Origin of the sequence: Nitrincola iocasae (genome assembly GCF_008727795.1) — a bacterium.
Taxonomy (GTDB): Bacteria; Pseudomonadota; Gammaproteobacteria; order Pseudomonadales; family Balneatricaceae; genus Nitrincola; species Nitrincola iocasae.
In genome coordinates this window covers 2,049,437-2,067,930 of the sequence record NZ_CP044222.1, presented here as the reverse complement: position 1 = coordinate 2,067,930, position 18,494 = coordinate 2,049,437, and the positions used below count along the sequence as shown (strand labels likewise).

The 18,494-nt window shown below is 49.4% G+C and carries 14 protein-coding genes; 5 read left to right on the top strand and 9 right to left on the bottom strand.

Annotation, left to right across the window (positions count from 1 at the left end; translation table 11 throughout):
- The first annotated feature begins 1 nt into the window (after nucleotide 1).
- Together F5I99_RS09640 and rluF are read left to right on the top strand one after the other, a co-directional pair.
- On the top strand, nucleotides 2–211 hold the full coding sequence (locus tag F5I99_RS09640; protein ID WP_036520797.1) for a cold-shock protein: 210 nt from the start codon (nucleotides 2–4) through the stop codon (nucleotides 209–211).
- 208 nt (nucleotides 212–419) lie between these two features.
- Entirely contained in the window at nucleotides 420–1,418 is a 999-nt protein-coding gene (gene rluF, locus F5I99_RS09635; protein ID WP_151055484.1) for a 23S rRNA pseudouridine(2604) synthase RluF, read from the top strand.
- 66 nt (nucleotides 1,419–1,484) lie between these two features.
- Here rluF and F5I99_RS09630 read toward each other — a convergent pair whose 3' ends face one another.
- The 7 genes from F5I99_RS09630 to F5I99_RS09600 all read right to left on the bottom strand — a co-directional run bounded on the left by F5I99_RS09630 (nucleotide 1,485) and on the right by F5I99_RS09600 (nucleotide 7,647).
- On the bottom strand, nucleotides 1,485–2,201 hold the full coding sequence (locus tag F5I99_RS09630; protein ID WP_151055481.1) for a glycerophosphoryl diester phosphodiesterase: 717 nt from the start codon (nucleotides 2,199–2,201) through the stop codon (nucleotides 1,485–1,487).
- Nucleotides 2,202–2,239: 38 nt separating this feature from the next.
- A complete protein-coding gene (locus tag F5I99_RS09625; protein WP_151055479.1) occupies nucleotides 2,240–3,067 on the bottom strand; it encodes an ABC transporter permease in 828 nt (275 codons plus the stop codon).
- Nucleotides 3,064–3,951, bottom strand: coding sequence for an ABC transporter permease (locus F5I99_RS09620; RefSeq protein ID WP_151055477.1), 888 nt, complete (start codon nucleotides 3,949–3,951; stop codon nucleotides 3,064–3,066). The genes F5I99_RS09625 and F5I99_RS09620 overlap by 4 nt, the downstream gene beginning before the upstream one ends.
- Nucleotides 3,944–5,029, bottom strand: a complete 1,086-nt coding sequence (locus F5I99_RS09615) for an ABC transporter ATP-binding protein (protein ID WP_151055475.1) — start codon at nucleotides 5,027–5,029, stop codon at nucleotides 3,944–3,946. The genes F5I99_RS09620 and F5I99_RS09615 overlap by 8 nt, the downstream gene beginning before the upstream one ends.
- A 67-nt stretch (nucleotides 5,030–5,096) precedes the next feature.
- Complete coding sequence (locus F5I99_RS09610) at nucleotides 5,097–6,212, bottom strand: extracellular solute-binding protein (RefSeq protein ID WP_151055473.1); 1,116 nt, start codon at nucleotides 6,210–6,212, stop codon at nucleotides 5,097–5,099.
- Nucleotides 6,213–6,456: 244 nt separating this feature from the next.
- Nucleotides 6,457–7,173 carry a phasin family protein gene (locus F5I99_RS09605; RefSeq protein WP_225307624.1) on the bottom strand — a complete coding sequence of 239 codons (717 nt, stop codon included), beginning with the start codon at nucleotides 7,171–7,173 and terminating at the stop codon, nucleotides 6,457–6,459.
- A 111-nt stretch (nucleotides 7,174–7,284) separates the two neighbouring features.
- Nucleotides 7,285–7,647, bottom strand: a complete 363-nt coding sequence (locus F5I99_RS09600) for a phasin family protein (RefSeq protein ID WP_151055471.1) — start codon at nucleotides 7,645–7,647, stop codon at nucleotides 7,285–7,287.
- Nucleotides 7,648–7,874: 227 nt separating this feature from the next.
- On the opposite strand from F5I99_RS09600, the gene F5I99_RS09595 reads away from it, so the two are divergent.
- Nucleotides 7,875–10,787 (top strand): insulinase family protein, encoded by a 2,913-nt coding sequence (locus F5I99_RS09595; RefSeq protein ID WP_151055469.1) that lies wholly within the window; start codon nucleotides 7,875–7,877, stop codon nucleotides 10,785–10,787.
- 9 nt (nucleotides 10,788–10,796) lie between these two features.
- The gene (locus F5I99_RS09590; RefSeq protein WP_225307623.1) at nucleotides 10,797–11,645 is read left to right on the top strand and encodes a DMT family transporter; all 849 of its coding nucleotides are present in this window, start codon (nucleotides 10,797–10,799) and stop codon (nucleotides 11,643–11,645) included.
- A 66-nt stretch (nucleotides 11,646–11,711) separates the two neighbouring features.
- Here the strand turns inward: F5I99_RS09590 and F5I99_RS09585 are convergent, their stop codons facing one another.
- Nucleotides 11,712–12,398: a thiopurine S-methyltransferase gene (locus F5I99_RS09585; protein ID WP_151055467.1), complete on the bottom strand. Its 687-nt coding sequence runs from the start codon at nucleotides 12,396–12,398 to the stop codon at nucleotides 11,712–11,714.
- 74 nt (nucleotides 12,399–12,472) lie between these two features.
- The gene (gene metH, locus F5I99_RS09580) at nucleotides 12,473–16,183 is read right to left on the bottom strand and encodes a methionine synthase (RefSeq protein ID WP_151055465.1); all 3,711 of its coding nucleotides are present in this window, start codon (nucleotides 16,181–16,183) and stop codon (nucleotides 12,473–12,475) included.
- Nucleotides 16,184–16,575: 392 nt separating this feature from the next.
- Between metH and F5I99_RS09575 the strand changes: the two genes are divergently transcribed.
- The gene (locus F5I99_RS09575; RefSeq protein WP_151055463.1) at nucleotides 16,576–18,471 is read left to right on the top strand and encodes a propionyl-CoA synthetase; all 1,896 of its coding nucleotides are present in this window, start codon (nucleotides 16,576–16,578) and stop codon (nucleotides 18,469–18,471) included.
- Nucleotides 18,472–18,494: the final 23 nt, after the last annotated feature.

The window sequence follows — 18,494 nt, the reverse complement described above, 5'->3', positions numbered from 1 at the left end:
TATGTCAAACGTCACTACTGGTACCGTCAAATGGTTCAACGAAGCTAAAGGTTTCGGTTTTATTGAACAGCAGTCTGGACCGGACGTCTTCGCCCATTTCAGCGCTATCTCTGGTTCAGGTTTCAAAACCCTGACCGAAGGTCAGCAAGTACAGTTTGCTGTGACTCAGGGCCAGAAAGGTCCTCAGGCGGAAAACATCGTAGCGATCTGAACCTCGAGTTCAGCGACGATATAAAAACGGGCCCTAGTGGCCCGTTTTTGGTTATGTACGGTATGCCGCGGGCGCATGTACAGGATGTACGGACAGAAAACTGCTCCTGCATTTTCTGCATAGGCGCCGTCCGTGGCGCAATATGCCGCGGGCGCATGGATGCGCAGGAGCGGCGCATGTGAAGTGATACGCCCATTCGGAAGGTATTATGGTTTTTAAAACATCAACTCGTATCAATAAGTACATCAGTGAAAGTGGCATGTGTTCACGTCGTGAAGCTGATCGCTATATTGAGCAGGGTAATGTGTTTATTGATGGTAAGCGTGCGACAACCGGTGATCAGGTTTTTCCTGGCAGTATTGTCAAGGTGAATGGTCAGACGCTGGAACCCTATGAAGAAGATGACCTGGTGTTTATTGCGCTGAATAAACCCGTGGGTATTGTCAGTACGACCGAAGCATCAGAAAAGGGCAATATCGTTGATTTTGTCAATCATGGCGTACGTATATTTCCGATAGGGCGTCTGGACAAGGATTCACAGGGGCTGATTTTTCTGACCAACAATGGTGATCTGGTCAATAAGATTCTTCGGGCCAGTAATAATCATGAAAAAGAATACCTGGTCACAGTAAACAAGCCGATAACAGATACTTTTTTACAGGGGATGATGGCTGGTGTACCCATCCTGGGTCAGGTAACCAAAAAGTGTAAAATTGAAAAGGTTTCGACCTTTGTTTTTAAAATCATTTTGGTTCAGGGGCTTAATCGACAGATCAGACGCATGTGCGAGCATTTTGGCTATCAGGTTACCCGCCTGGAGCGTGTGCGTATTATGAATGTGTCGTTAAAAGGCCTGGCACTGGGGGACTGGCGTGATTTAACAGCGGCTGAAATTGACACTATCGCTAAACTGACAGCCCAGTCTGATACCCATGCATCACCTGCCGCTAAAAAAACAGCTAAAACAGCAAAATCTTCTAAAAATACGCCCAGTAGGTCACGTAAACCCGCCTCGGCAGGTCAGCCTAAGCCACGAAGCTCTGGCTCCACCGCCGGTGCACGTGGACGAAGTGATTCGCGTGCTAATGCCAAAAAAGCAGCGCGTCCCGGTTTGAAGTCGACCTCTAAAAGGACTGCGGCGACAAAAGGAACTCCTAGGTCTGCTTCCAGACCTCTATCGGCAAAGCCAAAATCTCCAAGACGATAATCCGGTATAAATTATAATCACCTACAGAGTAGGTTTTGATCTGACGTTTGCTGAGTTGATGGTTAACTAAAACAGGGTGGGATCATCTGTAAAAATACCATCAACACCCATGTCAAATAAACGCTTCGCCGTGGTTTTGTCATTCACGGTATAAACATACAAATCCAGACCAGACTGTTTAATCGCTTTGGCTTGCGCGTTAGTTAAAGTCGTGTGATCCAGATGCACACTGACTGCATTGAGCTGTTCCACGGTTGTTTGCCAGTCACTGGGTAGTTCTTCCCATAACTGACCTAGCGGCCAGTCCGGTTTATGCTGGCGAATCAGCGTCAGCACCTCTGTTTCAAAGCAAGAGATAATCAGACGTTCAAATGCGGTCCAGTGACGTTCAAGTAACGCTATAACCGGCAGGACAATCTGTTCGGCAGTGAAACTGGGGTAGCATTTGATTTCCAGATTCAATCCCAGTTGATCCCGGTCGAGCTGCTTGAGCATCTGCTCCAGGGTCGGGATGGTTTCCCCCTGGTAAGCCGCTGAAAAATGGCTACCCGCATCCAGACCGGCTAAATCCTCGACACTCAAGTCCATCAGCATACCCTGCCCATTCGTCAGGCGCTCAAGCCGGTCGTCATGAAACACCACCACTGTACCATCGCCCATGAGGTTAGCATCGAGCTCTACCCAATCTACACCCAGTTTTTTACTGAGTGACATGGCTGCCAGAGTATTTTCAGGTGCCAACAAAGAACAGCCGCGATGAGCAATTAAACGACTAGCAAGCATAGTTATTCCTAATCATAGAGCTTCAGATTCATTTAAGGTCAATCTGACTGTGCAATCTGCGCAGCCGCTTGCTCTGTAACCTTGGCTTCGTGTCGGCGCCTGAGTTCATAAGCCGCAGCGAGCAGAATGGTAACCACAATCAGGACTAATCCTAACGCATTAATCGAAGGAGTTAGACCTGTTCTGACTTTAGAAGCGATATAGACGGTGAGGGTTGTATCATGGCCCTTAACAAACAGTGTTGTGTTGTAATTTTCGAAGGATTGTAAAAAGGCGATGACACCGGCTGAAAGTATGGCGGGCATCAGATAGGGCAGGGTGATGCGCCTGAATACTTGCAGGTGGCTGGCACCCAGGCTGAAAGCCGCATTTTCCAGGGTCCGATCAAAACGCTGCATCCGTGCCAGGATCATCAGCATGACATAAGCAGCGATAAAGGTGGTTTGAGCAATAATGGTGAGAAGAATACCACCATTGACGTTCAGGCTACGCCAGAAAATCAGTGTGGATATACCGATAATGACTCCGGGAGTTAATAGGGGAGACAGCATCAGTCCATAGATAAAATGCTTGCCACTTCCCCGGTAGGTGGATAGAAACAGGGCGCAGGCAACGCCGATAGGTACCGCAATCATCAGCACACCTGCAGCGATCACAGCGCTATTGCTCAAAGCTTGCCACATACTGGTGTCGCTCCAGAGTTCCTCAAACCATTTTAGCGTGGTGCCACGCCAGGGTGAAATGGTCGGAAAACGGCTGTCGTTGAAGGTGGCGGCTGACATGATGATCAGGGGAGTGAACAGGTAAAGAAAAAACAGGGTGATATAGAAGCGAATGCCCCATTTTAGAATAGTGTTGGATGTCATCGTGCGATATCTCCCAAGCCAACCTTGAACAGACGCATCACCAGGACAATAAAGCCGATACACAGCAGTAATAGGATAAAGGCATAAGCGGCTCCCTGGTTCCAGTCACCCCCTTCAAAAAACCAATTGTAGATGATTTGTGTGAACCAGCGGCTTCCGGGTGAGCCTAGTAATGCAGGAACCGCATAGCTTCCAGCAGAAAGCATAAACACCATGATACAGCCAGTGGCGATACCGGGTTTTGCATGTGGAATGATGATGCGGTAATGCGTTCTGATCCAGCCCGATCCCAGGTTTCTGGCGGCTTTAATCTGGTTGCTGTCCAGACTTTCTATGGCATTGTAAAGCGGAAACACCATAAACAGGATGTAGGCGTAGACCATGCCAATAATGACGCCACCGTCTCCGGATAAAAAGCGTATGGGACGATCAATCAAGCCAAGACCTTGCAGCAGGGCATTTAGTGGGCCGCTATAAGACAGAATAATAAACCAGGAGAAGGTACGCAGAATTTCATTAATCCAGAACGGAATAATTAGCAGCAGTACACAGAGTGCCGCTTGTCGGGGAGTGGCAACCTTGGCCAGGTAATAGGCCAGGGGATAGCAGAGCATCAGGGTGCAGGCGGTAACCAACACACTTGACCAGATGGTTTTAAAGAAAATACTCTGATGGATCTGGTTATCAAGCAGGGTCGCATAGTTGCTAAGCGTATAGCTATCATTGACTCCACCCAGTTCACTCGGAGGCAGGTTGGGTCTCAGTGAGTAGTCGATCATCAGAACCTGAGGCAGGATGACCAGCATCACTAGCCACAGCAGCATCAACAGTAGGATACCGATAGTAATCAGGGGGCCGAAACGCTCTGAAAGTTGTTTATACATCGTTTTTTGCCGCCATGATGATGGCATCCTGCGGGTTAAACCCAAAGATAACCTGATTTCCGATGGACAGCTCACCAATATTCACATCACTGAGTAGTTGTGCACGGATGCTGCTTTGACTGTTGAGCAGTGTAGCTTCCATCATCAGATAGGCACCTTCGAAACTAAGTTCCTGCACCTGTGCGCTAAAGCAGTTATCACTGCTGAGGCTGCGACGGTTAAGCAGCTCAGGACGGATAAACAGCAGGGCGTGCTCGCCTACAGTCAATTCATCGACACGGATACCCGATAACCAACCCATCTCACCACAATCCAAGGTGGCCTGATTGCCAGCAAGGCTGACCACCGTGCCTTCTATACGGTTATTCTCACCCACGAAAGAGGCGGTAAAGGGCGTTGTCGGTGCACGATAAAGCGTGACTGGATCAGCGACTTGCTGCAATTTACCTGCGGACATTACCCCGACCCGATCCGACATGGTCAGCGCTTCACCTTGATCATGGGTGATGTAGATAAAGGTGATGCCGGTTTTACGCTGGATCGCTTTTAGCTCAGTGCGCATGTGTTGTCGCAACTTCAGATCCAGTGCAGATAGGGGCTCATCCAGCAACAGAACTCTGGGCTCAACGGCGAGTGCACGCGCAATGGCAATGCGCTGCTTCTGTCCACCGGAAAGATCAGCGATGCGCTTATCTCGGCATTCAGGCAGAGCAACCAGATTGAGCAGACGATCAGAGACATTTTTGCGCTGTGCTTTTTTTATTCCACGGACTTCCAGGCCAAATTCAATGTTCTCTGCTACGGTCATTAACGGAAACAGCGCGAGATTCTGAAAGATCATTGAGGTTGGCCGTTTGTTGGCAGGGACCCGGCGCATATCTTCACCGCCAATGTGGACTCTACCTTCAGTCGGGTCAAGAAAACCGCTGATCATGTTAAGTAGGGTCGTTTTTCCGCAGCCTGATGGACCGAGAAAACTAAAAAACTCACCCGATTCTATTTTCAGGTCAGTGGGTTGAACAGCGACGAAGTCATCGAATTGCATCATGACATTATCAAGATGAACACTACTATCCATAAAGTCTCACAGGTATCAGTGCGCATGACCCGGCAGCGGGTCATGCGTCAGGAAGGTCAGATAGGCATCAGGCGGAAAGATAGCGATCCTGGTATTCATTACGCAGGGCAACGTACCAGGGTTCCTGAATCGGCCACCACCACAGGTTGTTCAGATCCTGTTCTGTGTAAGAATCCAGGAAGAACTGTTTGGTTTCCTCTGGCAGTAAGTCAGACGCTCCTTTGGAGGTTGAATTATATCCAGTGGCTTTAACAAACATGGCGCCAGCTTCGGGTGTGTAATACCAGTTAATGAATTCGTAAACAGCATCGACATTGTTGGCATTTTTCGGAATAACGAAGCCTTCCATCCAGGCCATGGCACCTTCTTTAGGGGCTGCATAACCCATAGGTTCACCAGCTTTGATCAGGTTGAAGGCGGTGCTATCCCAAGTCTGGCCAATGACAGCACCATTGGCCAAGAAGGCACCTTGCGCTTCGTTTTCAGTTGACCAGAATTGCGCAATCATATGCTTGTTTTCTGTGGCCACTTTAAGAATAACATCAAAGTTGGCGCGCATGGCTTCTTCGCTTTTGTAAGAATCCAGCAGCGGGAAGGGCAGTTTTCCTGCTTTCTCCAGCCACAAGCCAATACCAACCAGTGCAGAGTGGCCGCGAACGGTTACGCCAACACCATTCTCAGGCGTCCAAAGATCACCATAGCTCAGGTTGTTGCGGTCAATGTTGGTCAGTTCTTTATTGTAGCAGATGGCTTCAGTGCCCCAATCGGAAGGAGCAAAATAACGTTTTCCATCTACAACACCACCTACTTCAGAGCCAGCAATAGCACTGTCCAATGCGCCATCCCAGTTGATACGGCTGGTGTCGAGAGGTTGTACCAGGTCATATTCAATATACCCCGGAACCCGGTCAACCGTTGGCATGATGATATCAAAACCTGTGCCATCGGTAGCGCGCAGCGAATTCATTAATTCATCGTTAGTGCCATAGGGGGTAAAGGTCGCGTTGATTCCAGTCTTTTGTTTAAAGTCGGCGAGCATCTCGTCGGTAATGTACCCGGCCCAGGCGTAGATACGCAGCTCTTTCGATGCGGCTAGCGCGTTGTTAATAAAAAACGGAGTCGCAGCTGCTAAGGTTCCGGCAGCGGCCGCACCTTTCAAAAATTGGCGTCGTGAGACTGTCATGGCAAGTTCCTGATGTTAATTAAGCGTAGAGTTATCCATCAAGATTAGATGATATTTAATGAAAGTGAAGTTTTTGTTACACAATGAATACAAATTAGAACTGAAAAATCAGTAGGGCAATAGATCAGAAGTGACTATTGGAAGAGATAAGGGCGATGAAGGGGGGTAATAGCAAGGGGCCAGGTCCTCGGCGATATTCGCACGAAGACTACTGGCCCCTCAGGTATCATCTAATCAGATAGGATCAGGCTTTGTCGGCTGGCTTGGCGGCGGGTTTTGCCGCGGCTACTGTTTCTTGCTTGGCTGGAGCAGCCGTAGCTGGTTTTGCTGCCGTTGCTGGTTTTGCTGCCGGAGCGGTAGCCTTGCGTGCTGTTGCCGGTTTAGCGGCAGGCTTGCTGGCAGGTTTAGCTGCAGGGGCTGGCTTGCTGGCCGTGTTAGACTTGGCTGGTGTGTTGCCTGGAATCAGTTTGGATAGATCAAATTTGCTCAAATCAAACTGTTTTAACTCAGACATAAACGGGACATCACCCAACTCTGACATGCTTTTCTCGACAATATCGGTGATCTTGTCTTTAGCATCGGTCAGAGTGGCCAGTTCTTTCTCGGCAACATCGGTAAACTTGGAATCCAGAGTTTTCAGGAATTCCACTTGAAGCTTAACGGCTTCTTTAGGATCTTTGGCATCTACCAGTGATTTGAACTGCGCCAAGCTGGCATTAACAAAGTCAGAAACGTATTCAGCCTGAATTGCCATCAGCTTTTCAGCCGTGGTACGGTTGACTTCAGCCATTTCCAGCGCGGGTGCGAATTTTTCTTTAACTGGCTCAAACTGCTCTTCAGCCTTTTTCATCATATTTTCTGACATTTCAGTCATTGGCTTCATGGCATCTGTGAAGCTGTCAGTAACAGGCTTCATGGCATCTTCAAAGCTTTTTTTCAGGTCTTTCATTGGATCTGTCATAGTTTAATCCTCGAGGCATCAGTTAAATTATTGTGCAGCGCAGCATTCATTCCTTTCTACAGCAAATGAGAGGTGGTGTCAAGAAAACTCACGCGCTGATCAATAATGATATTACTGCTTTTTGTAGGTCTGCATCATTTTCTGTACTTCGGCCAGATAATCACTTTCACCCATTTCTTCCAGCGTTTTTTCCATTAGCAGTGATAATTGGGCTTTAGCTTCACTCAAAGCAGAAATTTCTTGCTGAGCAACATCTGATGCTTTGGCTTCAATTTCTTTCATGTAGCTGATTTGTGCCTCGATGGCCGCTTTAGGGTCTTTAATTTCAGATAAGGATTTCATTTGTGACAGGCTACTGTTTACAAACTCGCTGACATACTGAGATTGCAATGTAATCAGTTTTTCAGCTGTTTTTTTATTAATTTCAGCCATATCCATCATAGGTTTCATAGAGCTTTTCATTTGATCGTACATGGGATCACCTCAATCGATAAGTTTTTTGTGCGTTGCAACAACTAACGCTAATGTAGTTTCGCTTTCTATTTCTGTCAATTATTTTAGATTCGAAGATTTCTTGTCTCCGGCACTTAATTACAGACAGTAGACAGAGAAATTCGCACATTGAACAGGTACAATTGACCCACTAGAGTAGCATACATGTGTTGCTTAAATAATGATCAGCGTCAGGATTTACACCCACTATGCAAGCCCATACCAGTTTTAAGTTTAATCGTCGTCAGTGGATTCAGTCATTGGCTATAGAAGTTAGTGAGTTCGAGCACATTAAAACCGGTGCAAAACATTATCATATTCATGCTGATAGTGATGAGAATGTATTTCTGGTGGCGCTAAGAACCATGCCTGAAGACTCTTCCGGCGTGGCGCATATCCTGGAACATACGGTACTTTGTGGTAGTGAGCGCTATCCGGTACGTGATCCGTTTTTCATGATGACCCGCCGTTCGCTGAATACCTTTATGAATGCGTTTACCAGCAGTGACTGGACGGCCTATCCTTTTGCCAGTCAGAACCGCAAAGACTATTTTAATTTGTTGGATGTCTATCTGGATGCCGTTTTCTTCTCACGTCTGGACCCGCTGGACTTTGCTCAGGAAGGCCATCGGATGGAGTTTGCCGAGGCTGGTAATCCTGCATCTGATCTGACCTATAAAGGGGTTGTGTATAACGAGATGAAAGGAGCGATGAGCTCCACTGTGTCCACCCTTTGGCAGAGCCTGTCCTGTTATCTGTTTCCGCAAACCACCTACCATCATAATAGTGGTGGTGATCCCAGTTGCATTCCCGATCTGAGCTATGAGCAGTTGCTGAGCTTTTATAAAAGTCACTACCATCCCAGTAATGCAGTGTTTATGACGTTCGGTAATCTGCCTCCGGCTGAGTTACAGGAGCGCATGGATACGCTGGCTTTATCCCGTTTTGAACGTAATGAGTTACTGCTCCAGGTAAAAGATGAAAACCGTTATTTCGCACCCTTACGGGTTGAAGAGGCTTATGCGTGTGATCAGCCGACGCTGGAAGGGCACACACACCATGTCATGGGTTGGTTGCTGCCGCGCTCCATTGATACCAGTGCATTAATGGAGGCTCACCTTTTAACTCAGGTACTGCTGGATAATTCCAGTTCACCGTTGCGTTCGGTGTTGGAGTCCAGTGAACTTGGCAGTGGTCCATCACCTTTGTGCGGCCTGGAGGATTCGAATCGTGAAATGAGTTTTTTGTGCGGTATTGAAGGCAGTGAACCGGAGCGGGCTGAGGCCTTTGAGACGTTAGTGTTAACCACTCTGCAACAGATTGCAGAACAGGGTGTGGATCAGCGCATGGTCGAGGCACAGTTACACCAATTAGAATTGTCTCAGCGTGAAATTACCGGTGATGGTATGCCCTTTGGTCTGCAGTTGATTATGTCTGGCTTGTCAGCCGGTATCCATCGTGGCGATCCACTGGAAGCGTTGCATATTGACCCGGCACTGGAAGCCTTGCGCGACAAGATCAAAGATCCCGATTTTATTCCTGAACTGATTCGTCGCTGGTTACTCGACAATCCTCACCGCGTCAGGCTGACACTACGCCCTGATGCCGAGTTGGCTGAGCGTCGTAATGCGGCCGAAGCCGCTAAATTAGCTGCTATCAAATCGACACTATCTGACGCCGATGCTGAGGCTATAGTCAAGCAGGCTCAGGCATTGGAAGCCCGTCAGCTACAAGTGGATGATGACAGCATCCTACCTTGTGTGACCTTGGAGGATGTGCCTTTAGCCTTGAATCTGCCCCAGTCCTCTGCACTGCCATCATTGGCGGGTAAAGGGTGCTGGTATTCTACCGGCACCAATGGCTTGTCCTACCAGCAGGTGATAGTTGATCTGCCTGAGTTGAGCGAAGTGCAGCTTGCGCTATTGCCATTGTATAGTCATTGTTTGACTGAGCTGGGTTGTGGTGAGCGCGATTATAAAGAGAATCAGGCTTATCAAAGCGAAATATCCGGTAGTGTCTCTGCATCCCCAAGCGTTCGTGGTGCCCCGGATGATGAACAGCGGGTGAGTGGGTATCTGGTGTTGTCAGCCAAAGCGTTGGCCGTGAATCAGGAAAAGCTTACGACACTGATGGCAGAAACACTGACCTCGGCGCGTTTTGATGAACTCAAACGTATAAGGGAAATTGTTGCACAGATGCGCTCCCGCCGTGTCAGTGGGATTACTGGCCGAGGTCACGGGCTGGCCATGCAGGCCGCTTGTGCAGCGCTGAGTCCAGCTGGTAACTTAGCGCATATAACCTCAGGGTTGGAAGGTATTCGTCGCCTGAAAGTGCTGGATAAAGCCGTGGAAGATCAAGCGGCGCTACTGGATCTGTCGCAGCAGCTACAAGCCATGCATGCCTTAATTAGAGTCGCCCCACGTCGTTTTCTGTTGGTGGGTGAGTCCGAGTTTGAAGCAACAATGGATAAAGTGTGCCAGCAAGTCTGGGAAGGCGTGCCGGAACAACCTGAAAATTTCAGTGCTCTGCAACTTCCTTCTACACGTGAAGGCGTTAAACAAGCCTGGTTAGTGGATACCCAGGTGAATTTCTGTGCCATGGCATTTCCGACTGTGCCCACTCAGCACCCGGATGCGGCTGCACTGACGGTGTTGGGGGATTACCTCCGTAATGGTTTTCTGCACCGGGCCATCCGTGAACAGGGTGGTGCCTACGGTGCTGGAGCTGGCCAGGATAACGGTAACGCTGTATTCCGTTTTTTCTCCTACCGCGATCCGCGACTGGAAGCCACCTTGCAGGACTTCCTTGCGGCCAAAGACTGGGTGCTGAATACCCTGCCTGAAAAAGTCAAAGTGGAAGAAGCTATTTTGGGTGTGGTCAGTTCAATTGATAAACCTGGCTCGCCAGCTGGTGAAGCAAAAAAAGATTATCACGCTAACCTGTTTGGTCGCACTCAGGAAGAGCGCCTGCGTTTTCGTCAGCGCATTCTGATGGTGACGCCGGAAGATCTGCAGCGTGTGGCCAGAACCTGGCTTGATCCTGATAAGCAAAGCGTAGCGGTTGTTTCCAGCAGCAAGCTATCTACGGGTTTGTCAGAAGATTATCAGCGTATCGAAGTGTAAATAACTCGAGTGAGTCCATTAACACAGGGTGCACTGCTAATTGTATTGTCAGAGATTTGTCTGGTAGGCAGTGGCATGATTATTCGGCAGGTAAGTGCAGACCTGCCAACGGAAGTGATCGTGCTGATGCGCAACTTGCTCAGCCTGGTATGGATGCTGCCGTGGATACTGAAATATGGTCAACGAGACTTGCCTACGCGGCGTATCCATCTGCATTTTACCCGAGCCTTAATCGGTGTGACGGCGATGAGTTGTTTGTTTTACTCCTGGGCAAATCTACCACTAGGACAGGCGGCCATGCTAAAACAAACCGCTCCGTTCTTTGTACCAATCATTGCACTCTGGTGGCTGAAAGAGCCCATTTCTAACCGAGTTAAAGTGGCTATTTTAGTGGGATTTGCAGGTGTGTCGCTGATTCTTCAGCCAGAACAGGGCGTGCTGCATCCCGCTGTATTTGTGGGTTTAGTGGGGGCAATGTTAGGGGCGCTGGCTAAGGTTACCATTCGTTCAATGCGCGGTAGTGAATCACCACAAAAAATAGTGTTTTACTTTGCCTTCTTTGGATCTCTGTTAGCCGCTATTCCGGCCGCGCTGAATTGGGTGATGCCAGGCACCGAGCATTTTGTCTGGTTGTTTGGCTTGGCTGCCACATCAACGCTGGCACAGCTTCTGCTTACTCGCGCCTATGGGCTGGCTCCGGCAGGTCAGCTTGGGCCCTTTACCTATGCGTCGGTGATTTTTGCAACGCTGATGGGCTGGCTGCTCTGGCAGGAGGTGGTGAATCTGTTTACCTTTATCGGTATTGGGATAGTGTGTTTGGCGGCGGTAATTATGCTTCGTGGGAAGCGGGCTATCTGACTTTATTTGATATTGAATTTGCGTTGGGTATTGCGCCGGAGCCTCCATGGATGGGTTCACGGCGTGTCAGACAGGGCCAGACCCATTGGTCCCTTCAGCACTCACTTCTACTGATGCGGAATTTCGGGTTAAGGTATACACCACCTCTGTTGCCGGTTTTTTCTTCGCCCATACCCCTTCAAAGCGTCCTTTTAGCGTCAGATCAAACCATTTAGAGAACAGCTGCTGTACTTCGACCTGGCGCACGCAAAATGGCGGACCTTTTAGTGTTCCATCATCATATTCCAATGAAATTAATAAGATGTGTGCACCTTCGGGAAGTAGACGTGCCATATGACGGGCATAACCGACTCGCATTTCGGGTGGGAGAGCGATTAAAGACGCACGATCGTAGACAGCATCTATGGGAGCTATATCATCAGCTGTTAAGTTAAAAAAATCACCTGCGAGCAAGCGCATTTGTTCAGTTTGAAAACAAACAAAATCACCCTTTTGCTGATAGGTGAAGGGGAGTTGGTTTTCGGAAAAAAACTGTTTTAACGCCATCTCGCTGAGTTCAATTCCCAGTACAGCATGGCCTTGTTCACGTAACCACAGCATATCAAGACTTTTGCCGCACAACGGCACAAACACCGGTGCATTATCGGCCAGACCGAGCTCTTGCCAATGACTTTCAAGGTAGGCATTAATCTCTTCCTGGTGAAAGCCAATCTGATTTAGCTCCCAGCGGTCATTCCAGAATTGATGTTCCATCGTTGATGAATCCTAAGCTCAGGTAAACTATTTATAGAATGTAATTCTGTCATATTTCAGCACAATATCCTCACTTATTTCTGCTCCGGCTCATATCCGAGGTTGGGTGCCAGCCAGCGTTCGGCCTCTTGCATAGACCAGCCCTTACGTTTGGCATAGCTCTCGACCTGGTCTTCACTGACCTTGGCAACACCAAAATATTGTGAGTCCGGGTGGCTGAAATACCAACCACTCACTGCTGCTGTGGGTAGCATGGCGTAACTGTCGGTCAGAGTGATGCCGATGTTCTCTTCAACATTAAGCAGTTGCCATAGCTGACCTTTTTCAGTGTGTTCCGGGCAGGCCGGGTAGCCGGGTGCCGGGCGGATTCCCTGATACTTTTCTTTGATCAGCGCTTCATTATCCAGTTGTTCATCCGTGGCATAGCCCCAGAATTCACGCCTGATGCGTGCATGCAGGTGCTCAGCAAAGGCTTCTGCCAGACGGTCGGCCAAGGCTTTGACCATAATGCTGTTGTAGATGTCCTGCTGTGCTTCATACTGCTCAACCAGTTCATCAACGCCAAAGCCGGTGGAGACCGCAAAGCCGCCAATCCAGTCCTGTTTGCCTGTGGCCTTAGGTGCAACAAAATCAGCCAGGCACATATTGGCCTTACCAGGGATTTTTTGCATCTGCTGTCGCAGGTGGTGGGTGCGCATCAATACTTGTTCACGGGATAAATCTGTGTAGAGTTCAATATCATCATGTCCCACCTGATTTGCCGGAAACAGCCCGATGACAGCGCGGGCGGTCAGGCGTTTATTATCGATCAGGTCAGTTAGCATCGCCTGAGCATCATCAAACAGTTTGCGTGCTTCGACACCAACAATCGCGTCATCGAGAATGCGAGGGAAGCGTCCAGCCAGCTCCCAGGCCTGGAAGAAGGGGGTCCAGTCGATGTAGTCGCGCAGCTGATTCAGATCGTAGTTATCAAACACCTGAATGCCGGGGTGCAAAGGAGCCGGTGGGGTGTAGTCTTGCCAGTCAATCGGAAAGTGATTGGCCCGCGCCGCTTCCAGGGTGATGCGTCGGGTATCGCTTTGTCGTTCAGCATGCCTTTCGCGTACTGCCTGATATTCTTCTTTTATCTCTTTGATAAAATTGTCTTTCTTTTCTTTCGATAGCAGTGAAGAGGCGACACCCACCGAGCGTGAGGCATTGGTAACGTGCACCACTTGATGGTTTTTGTAGTGGGTTTCAATCTTGACCGCGGTATGCGCCTTGGAGGTGGTAGCACCCCCGATCATCAACGGAATATGGAAATCCTGACGCTGCATCTCTTTGGCGACATGGACCATTTCATCCAGTGAGGGCGTAATCAAACCGGACAAACCGATAATATCAGCTTGTTGTTCACGAGCCGTTCTTAGAATGGTTTCACAGGGCACCATGACGCCCAGATCGATCACTTCAAAGTTATTACACTGCAGTACCACGCCAACAATGTTCTTGCCGATATCGTGAACATCGCCCTTAACTGTGGCCATGATCACTTTGCCTGCCGAGCTGCTGGCATTGTCAGCCTTGGCCGCTTCAATATAGGGCATCAGGTAGGCAACGGCTTTTTTCATCACCCGTGCCGACTTGACCACTTGCGGCAGGAACATCTTGCCGGCGCCGAACAGGTCACCAACGATACCCATGCCGTCCATCAGCGGGCCTTCAATGACCTGAATGGGTCGATCAAACTTCTGTCGGCATTCTTCGACGTCTTCATCAATGTAGTCGGTAATGCCTTTAACCAACGCATGTCCCAGACGCTCTTCGACACTCAATTCGCGCCAGGCCATATCCTGAGTGGAGACAGCCACGGAACCATCACCGCGGTATTTTTCTGCCAGCTCCAGCATCCGCTCGGTACCGTCGGCACGGCGGTTAAGCACTATGTCCAGAACATGCTCACGCAGTTCTTCTGGCAGGTCGTCATAGATCGCCAGTTGTCCTGCGTTCACTATGCCCATATCCATACCATTTTTAATGGTGTGATAGAGGAATACGCAGTGAATGGCTTCACGCACCTTGTCGTTGCCGCGGAAAGAGAAAGACACGTTAGAGACACCGCCCGATACCATGGCATAGGGCAGGTGCTGTTTGATCCAGTGAGTTGCCTGGATAAAGTCGACGGCGTAGTTGTCGTGTTCTTCTATGCCGGTGGCGATAGCGAAAATGTTGGGGTCGAAAATAATGTCTTCCGGTGGAAAGCCCACTTCTTCGGTGAGCACCTTGTAGGAGCGCTCACAGATTTCGATTTTGCGCTGATAGGTATCGGCCTGGCCGGTTTCATCAAAGGCCATCACCACTACAGCGGCGCCATAGCGGCGGATTTTGCGCGCCTGTTCGATGAAGTTCGCTTCACCTTCTTTCAGGCTGATGGAGTTGACGATGCCCTTACCCTGAATACGCTTCAGGCCCTGCTCAAGAATTTCCCACTTGGACGAATCAAGCATGATCGGCACCCGAGAGATATCCGGCTCGGAAGCGATCAGATTGAGGAAGCGGATCATTGCCGCTTCGGCATCGAGCATGCCTTCATCCATATTGATGTCGATAATTTGCGCGCCGGATTCTACCTGCTGTCGGGCAACATCCAGTGCGGTTTCGTAATCGCCTTCCTTGATCAGGCGACGAAAGCGTGCCGAGCCGGTGACGTTGGTGCGCTCACCCACGTTGACGAACAGGGTTTCAGCACCAATGTTTAATGGCTCCAGACCTGCCAGGCGACACTCGACGCGAATTTCCGGCAGCGGGCGAGGGGCGCAGTGTTCAATGGCTTCGCGAATGACCCGGATGTGCTCCGGGGTGGTGCCACAGCAGCCACCGACAATGTTAACGAACCCTGACTCGGCCCATTCCTTGATTTCGACAGCCATCTGTTCCGGTGTTTCATCATACTCGCCAAAGGCGTTGGGCAGACCGGCGTTAGGGTGAACCGAGACATAGGTTTCAGAAATGCGCGAGAGTTCTTCTACATACTGACGTAGTTCCTTAGGACCTAACGCACAGTTAAGGCCGATAGTAATCGGGCGGGCATGGCGTACGGAGTTCCAGAAGGCTTCGGTGGTCTGGCCGGACAGGGTGCGCCCGGAGGCATCGGTAATGGTGCCAGACACCATCACTGGCAAACGCAGTTGATGCTCATCAAAGTACAACTCAACCGCGTAAATTGCCGCTTTGGCATTCAGGGTGTCAAAAATGGTTTCGATCAGAATCAGATCGATGCCGCCTTCGATCAGGCCATCTATGGATTCGGTATAGGCCTCCACCAGTTCATCAAAAGAAACGTTACGAAATCCTGGATCATTCACGTCAGGTGAAATAGAAGCGGTACGGTTGGTTGGGCCCAGAACGCCAGCGACATAACGCGGCCGGTCCGGCGTTTCAGCCGTTATCGCATCACAGGCTTCGCGGGCAAGGCGTGCCGCGGCGACATTGATCTCACGACTGAGGGATTGCATATCGTAATCAGCCATGGCGATTACGGTCGCATTAAAGGTGTTGGTTTCGATGATATCGGCACCAGCTTGCAGATATTCTGTGTGCAAGCGGCGGATCATATCCGGTTGAGTCAGTACCAGCAGATCGTTGTTGCCTTTAACGTCGCTGGGCCAGTTAGCAAAGCGTTCTCCGCGGTAATCTTCTTCCTGCAGCTTTTCATTCTGTATCATGGTGCCCATACCACCATCCAGAATCATGATGCGCTGATTGAGGGTCTGTTCCAGAGATGTAAATGCTGCGGATCTGCTCACGGGATATGCCTTAGAAAATTAACCTGACGAGGGATGCCGATTGTACCTGAATTTCAGCCTGTTTTGCCTGAGTCTGTTTCATGTATGAATGAAAAACTTTTGCGTTGTGGTTGCTTCTCGTGCAGTAACTCGGAGTTTACAACCCTTCATTTAAAAAGTGTTTTTTGCAGGATTGTCGACACCATGAAATGTTCTACAATTTATTTTTTGACTGTAAATACGGCTAATCAGGCACTTTTTTGTTATTTAATGGCCTTTATCATCCTTTTGTCTTAGTTAAATTATGGTTTAGTTTCGTTAAAGTGAGCACTCTTGGAAGGGCCAAGTGTCAACAATAATAAGGCCAGCCCCTCAATAACGCGTTTAATAACCCAATATAAAGGACCCGCTCTATGTCCTACCATGCTGAATACACAAAATCTGTTGAAAATCCGGAAAAATTTTGGGCCGAAAAAGCAGCTGACCTGCCCTGGTACAAGCAGCCACAGCAGATTCTGTCAAAAGATGAAAACGGTATCGACCGCTGGTTTGCTGATGGTGAAATGAATACCGCGTACATGGCGCTGGATTACCACGTAGAGCAGGGGCGTGGTGATCAGACCGCACTTGTTTTCGACTCCCCGGTTACAGAAACCCGCAGCAAGCTGAGTTATCGCGAGATGCGTGATCAGGTGGCAAAATTTGCCGGTGTGCTGAAGCAACTGGGTGTTGAAAAAGGCGATCGTGTTGTTCTCTACATGCCCATGGTACCGGAAGCACTGATTGCGATGTTTGCCGTGGCAAGATTGGGTGCCGTCCATTCAGTAGTGTTTGGTGGGTTCGCACCACATGAGCTGGCTGTACGCATTGAAGATGCCGAACCTAAGGTTGTGGTTTCGGCATCCTGTGGCGTAGAGGTTAAAAAAGTTATTGAATATAAGCCAATGCTGGATGAAGCATTACGCCTGTCTGCGCATAAGCCTGAGCGTTGTGTAGTTTTACAGCGTCCCCAGGCTAAAGCGGAAATGATCGAAGGTCAGGATGTTGACTGGCATGACGCCATGGCTACGGCTGAGCCAGCTGATTGCGTACCCGTTAAAGGCACTGACCCACTCTATGTGCTGTATACCTCTGGTACGACCGGTAAGCCTAAAGGGGTGCAGCGTGATAATGGCGGACATGCCGTAGCACTTAAATACTCCATGAAGGCTATCTACGATATGAACCCCGGCGAGGTTTTCTGGGCTGCTTCAGATGTGGGCTGGGTAGTGGGGCACTCCTATATTGTTTATGCACCGCTGCTGGCGGGTTGTACCACCGTAGTATACGAAGGTAAACCTGTGCGCACGCCGGATGCTGGTGCCTTCTGGCGTGTTTGTGCGGACTATGGTGTTAAAGCGCTGTTTGCCGCACCCACCGCTTTCCGTGCTATTAAGAAAGAAGATGCTGATGCGGTTGAATTCGGCAAATACGATACTTCAGCGTTGAAAACCATCTTTATGGCGGGTGAGCGTCTGGATCCACCTACCTATGATTGGACTGTTGAAAAAACCGGTAAGCCGGTTGTCGATCATTGGTGGCAGACCGAAACCGGTTGGGCTATTTGCGGTAATTTGATGGGAATTGAGCCTAAACCCACCAAGCCAGGTTCTTCAACATTGCCGATTCCTGGGTATAACATTCAGATCCTTGATCCAGAGGGCAATCAACTGCCACCGGGTGAGCAGGGCTCTATTGCGATTAAGCTTCCACTACCTCCGAGTTGTCTGGCAACCGTGTGGGGTGACTTTGAACGCTTTCGTACTGGCTATCTTGTTGAAGCACCTGGTTATTACACCACAGGTGATGGCGGTTACATGGATGAAGAAGGTTATGTCTTCATCATGGGTCGTACCGATGATGTCATCAATGTGGCCGGGCATCGCCTATCAACTGGTGAAATGGAAGAGATCGTTGCAGCACATCCGGCTGTTGCCGAGTGCGCTGTAATCGGTGTTAACGATCCGCTCAAGGGACAGGCTCCTATTGGTCTGGTTCTGTTGAAAGATGGGGTGGAAACGGAAGAAGAGGTACTGGAAAAAGAGCTGATCGCGATGGTGCGAAAAGAGATAGGCCCTATCGCCTGTTTCAATCGTGCGATAGTAGTCCAGCGTCTGCCAAAGACCCGCTCCGGAAAGATCCTCCGTAAGTTACTGCGTCAGATAGCTGATGGTAAAGAGTACACTGTACCTTCAACCATTGATGACCCTGCCAGTCTTTCGGAAATTGAAGATATTATGAATCAGCAAGGGTTGGTCACCAAGTCCTGACCCTCTAGCATAATATCTGGATC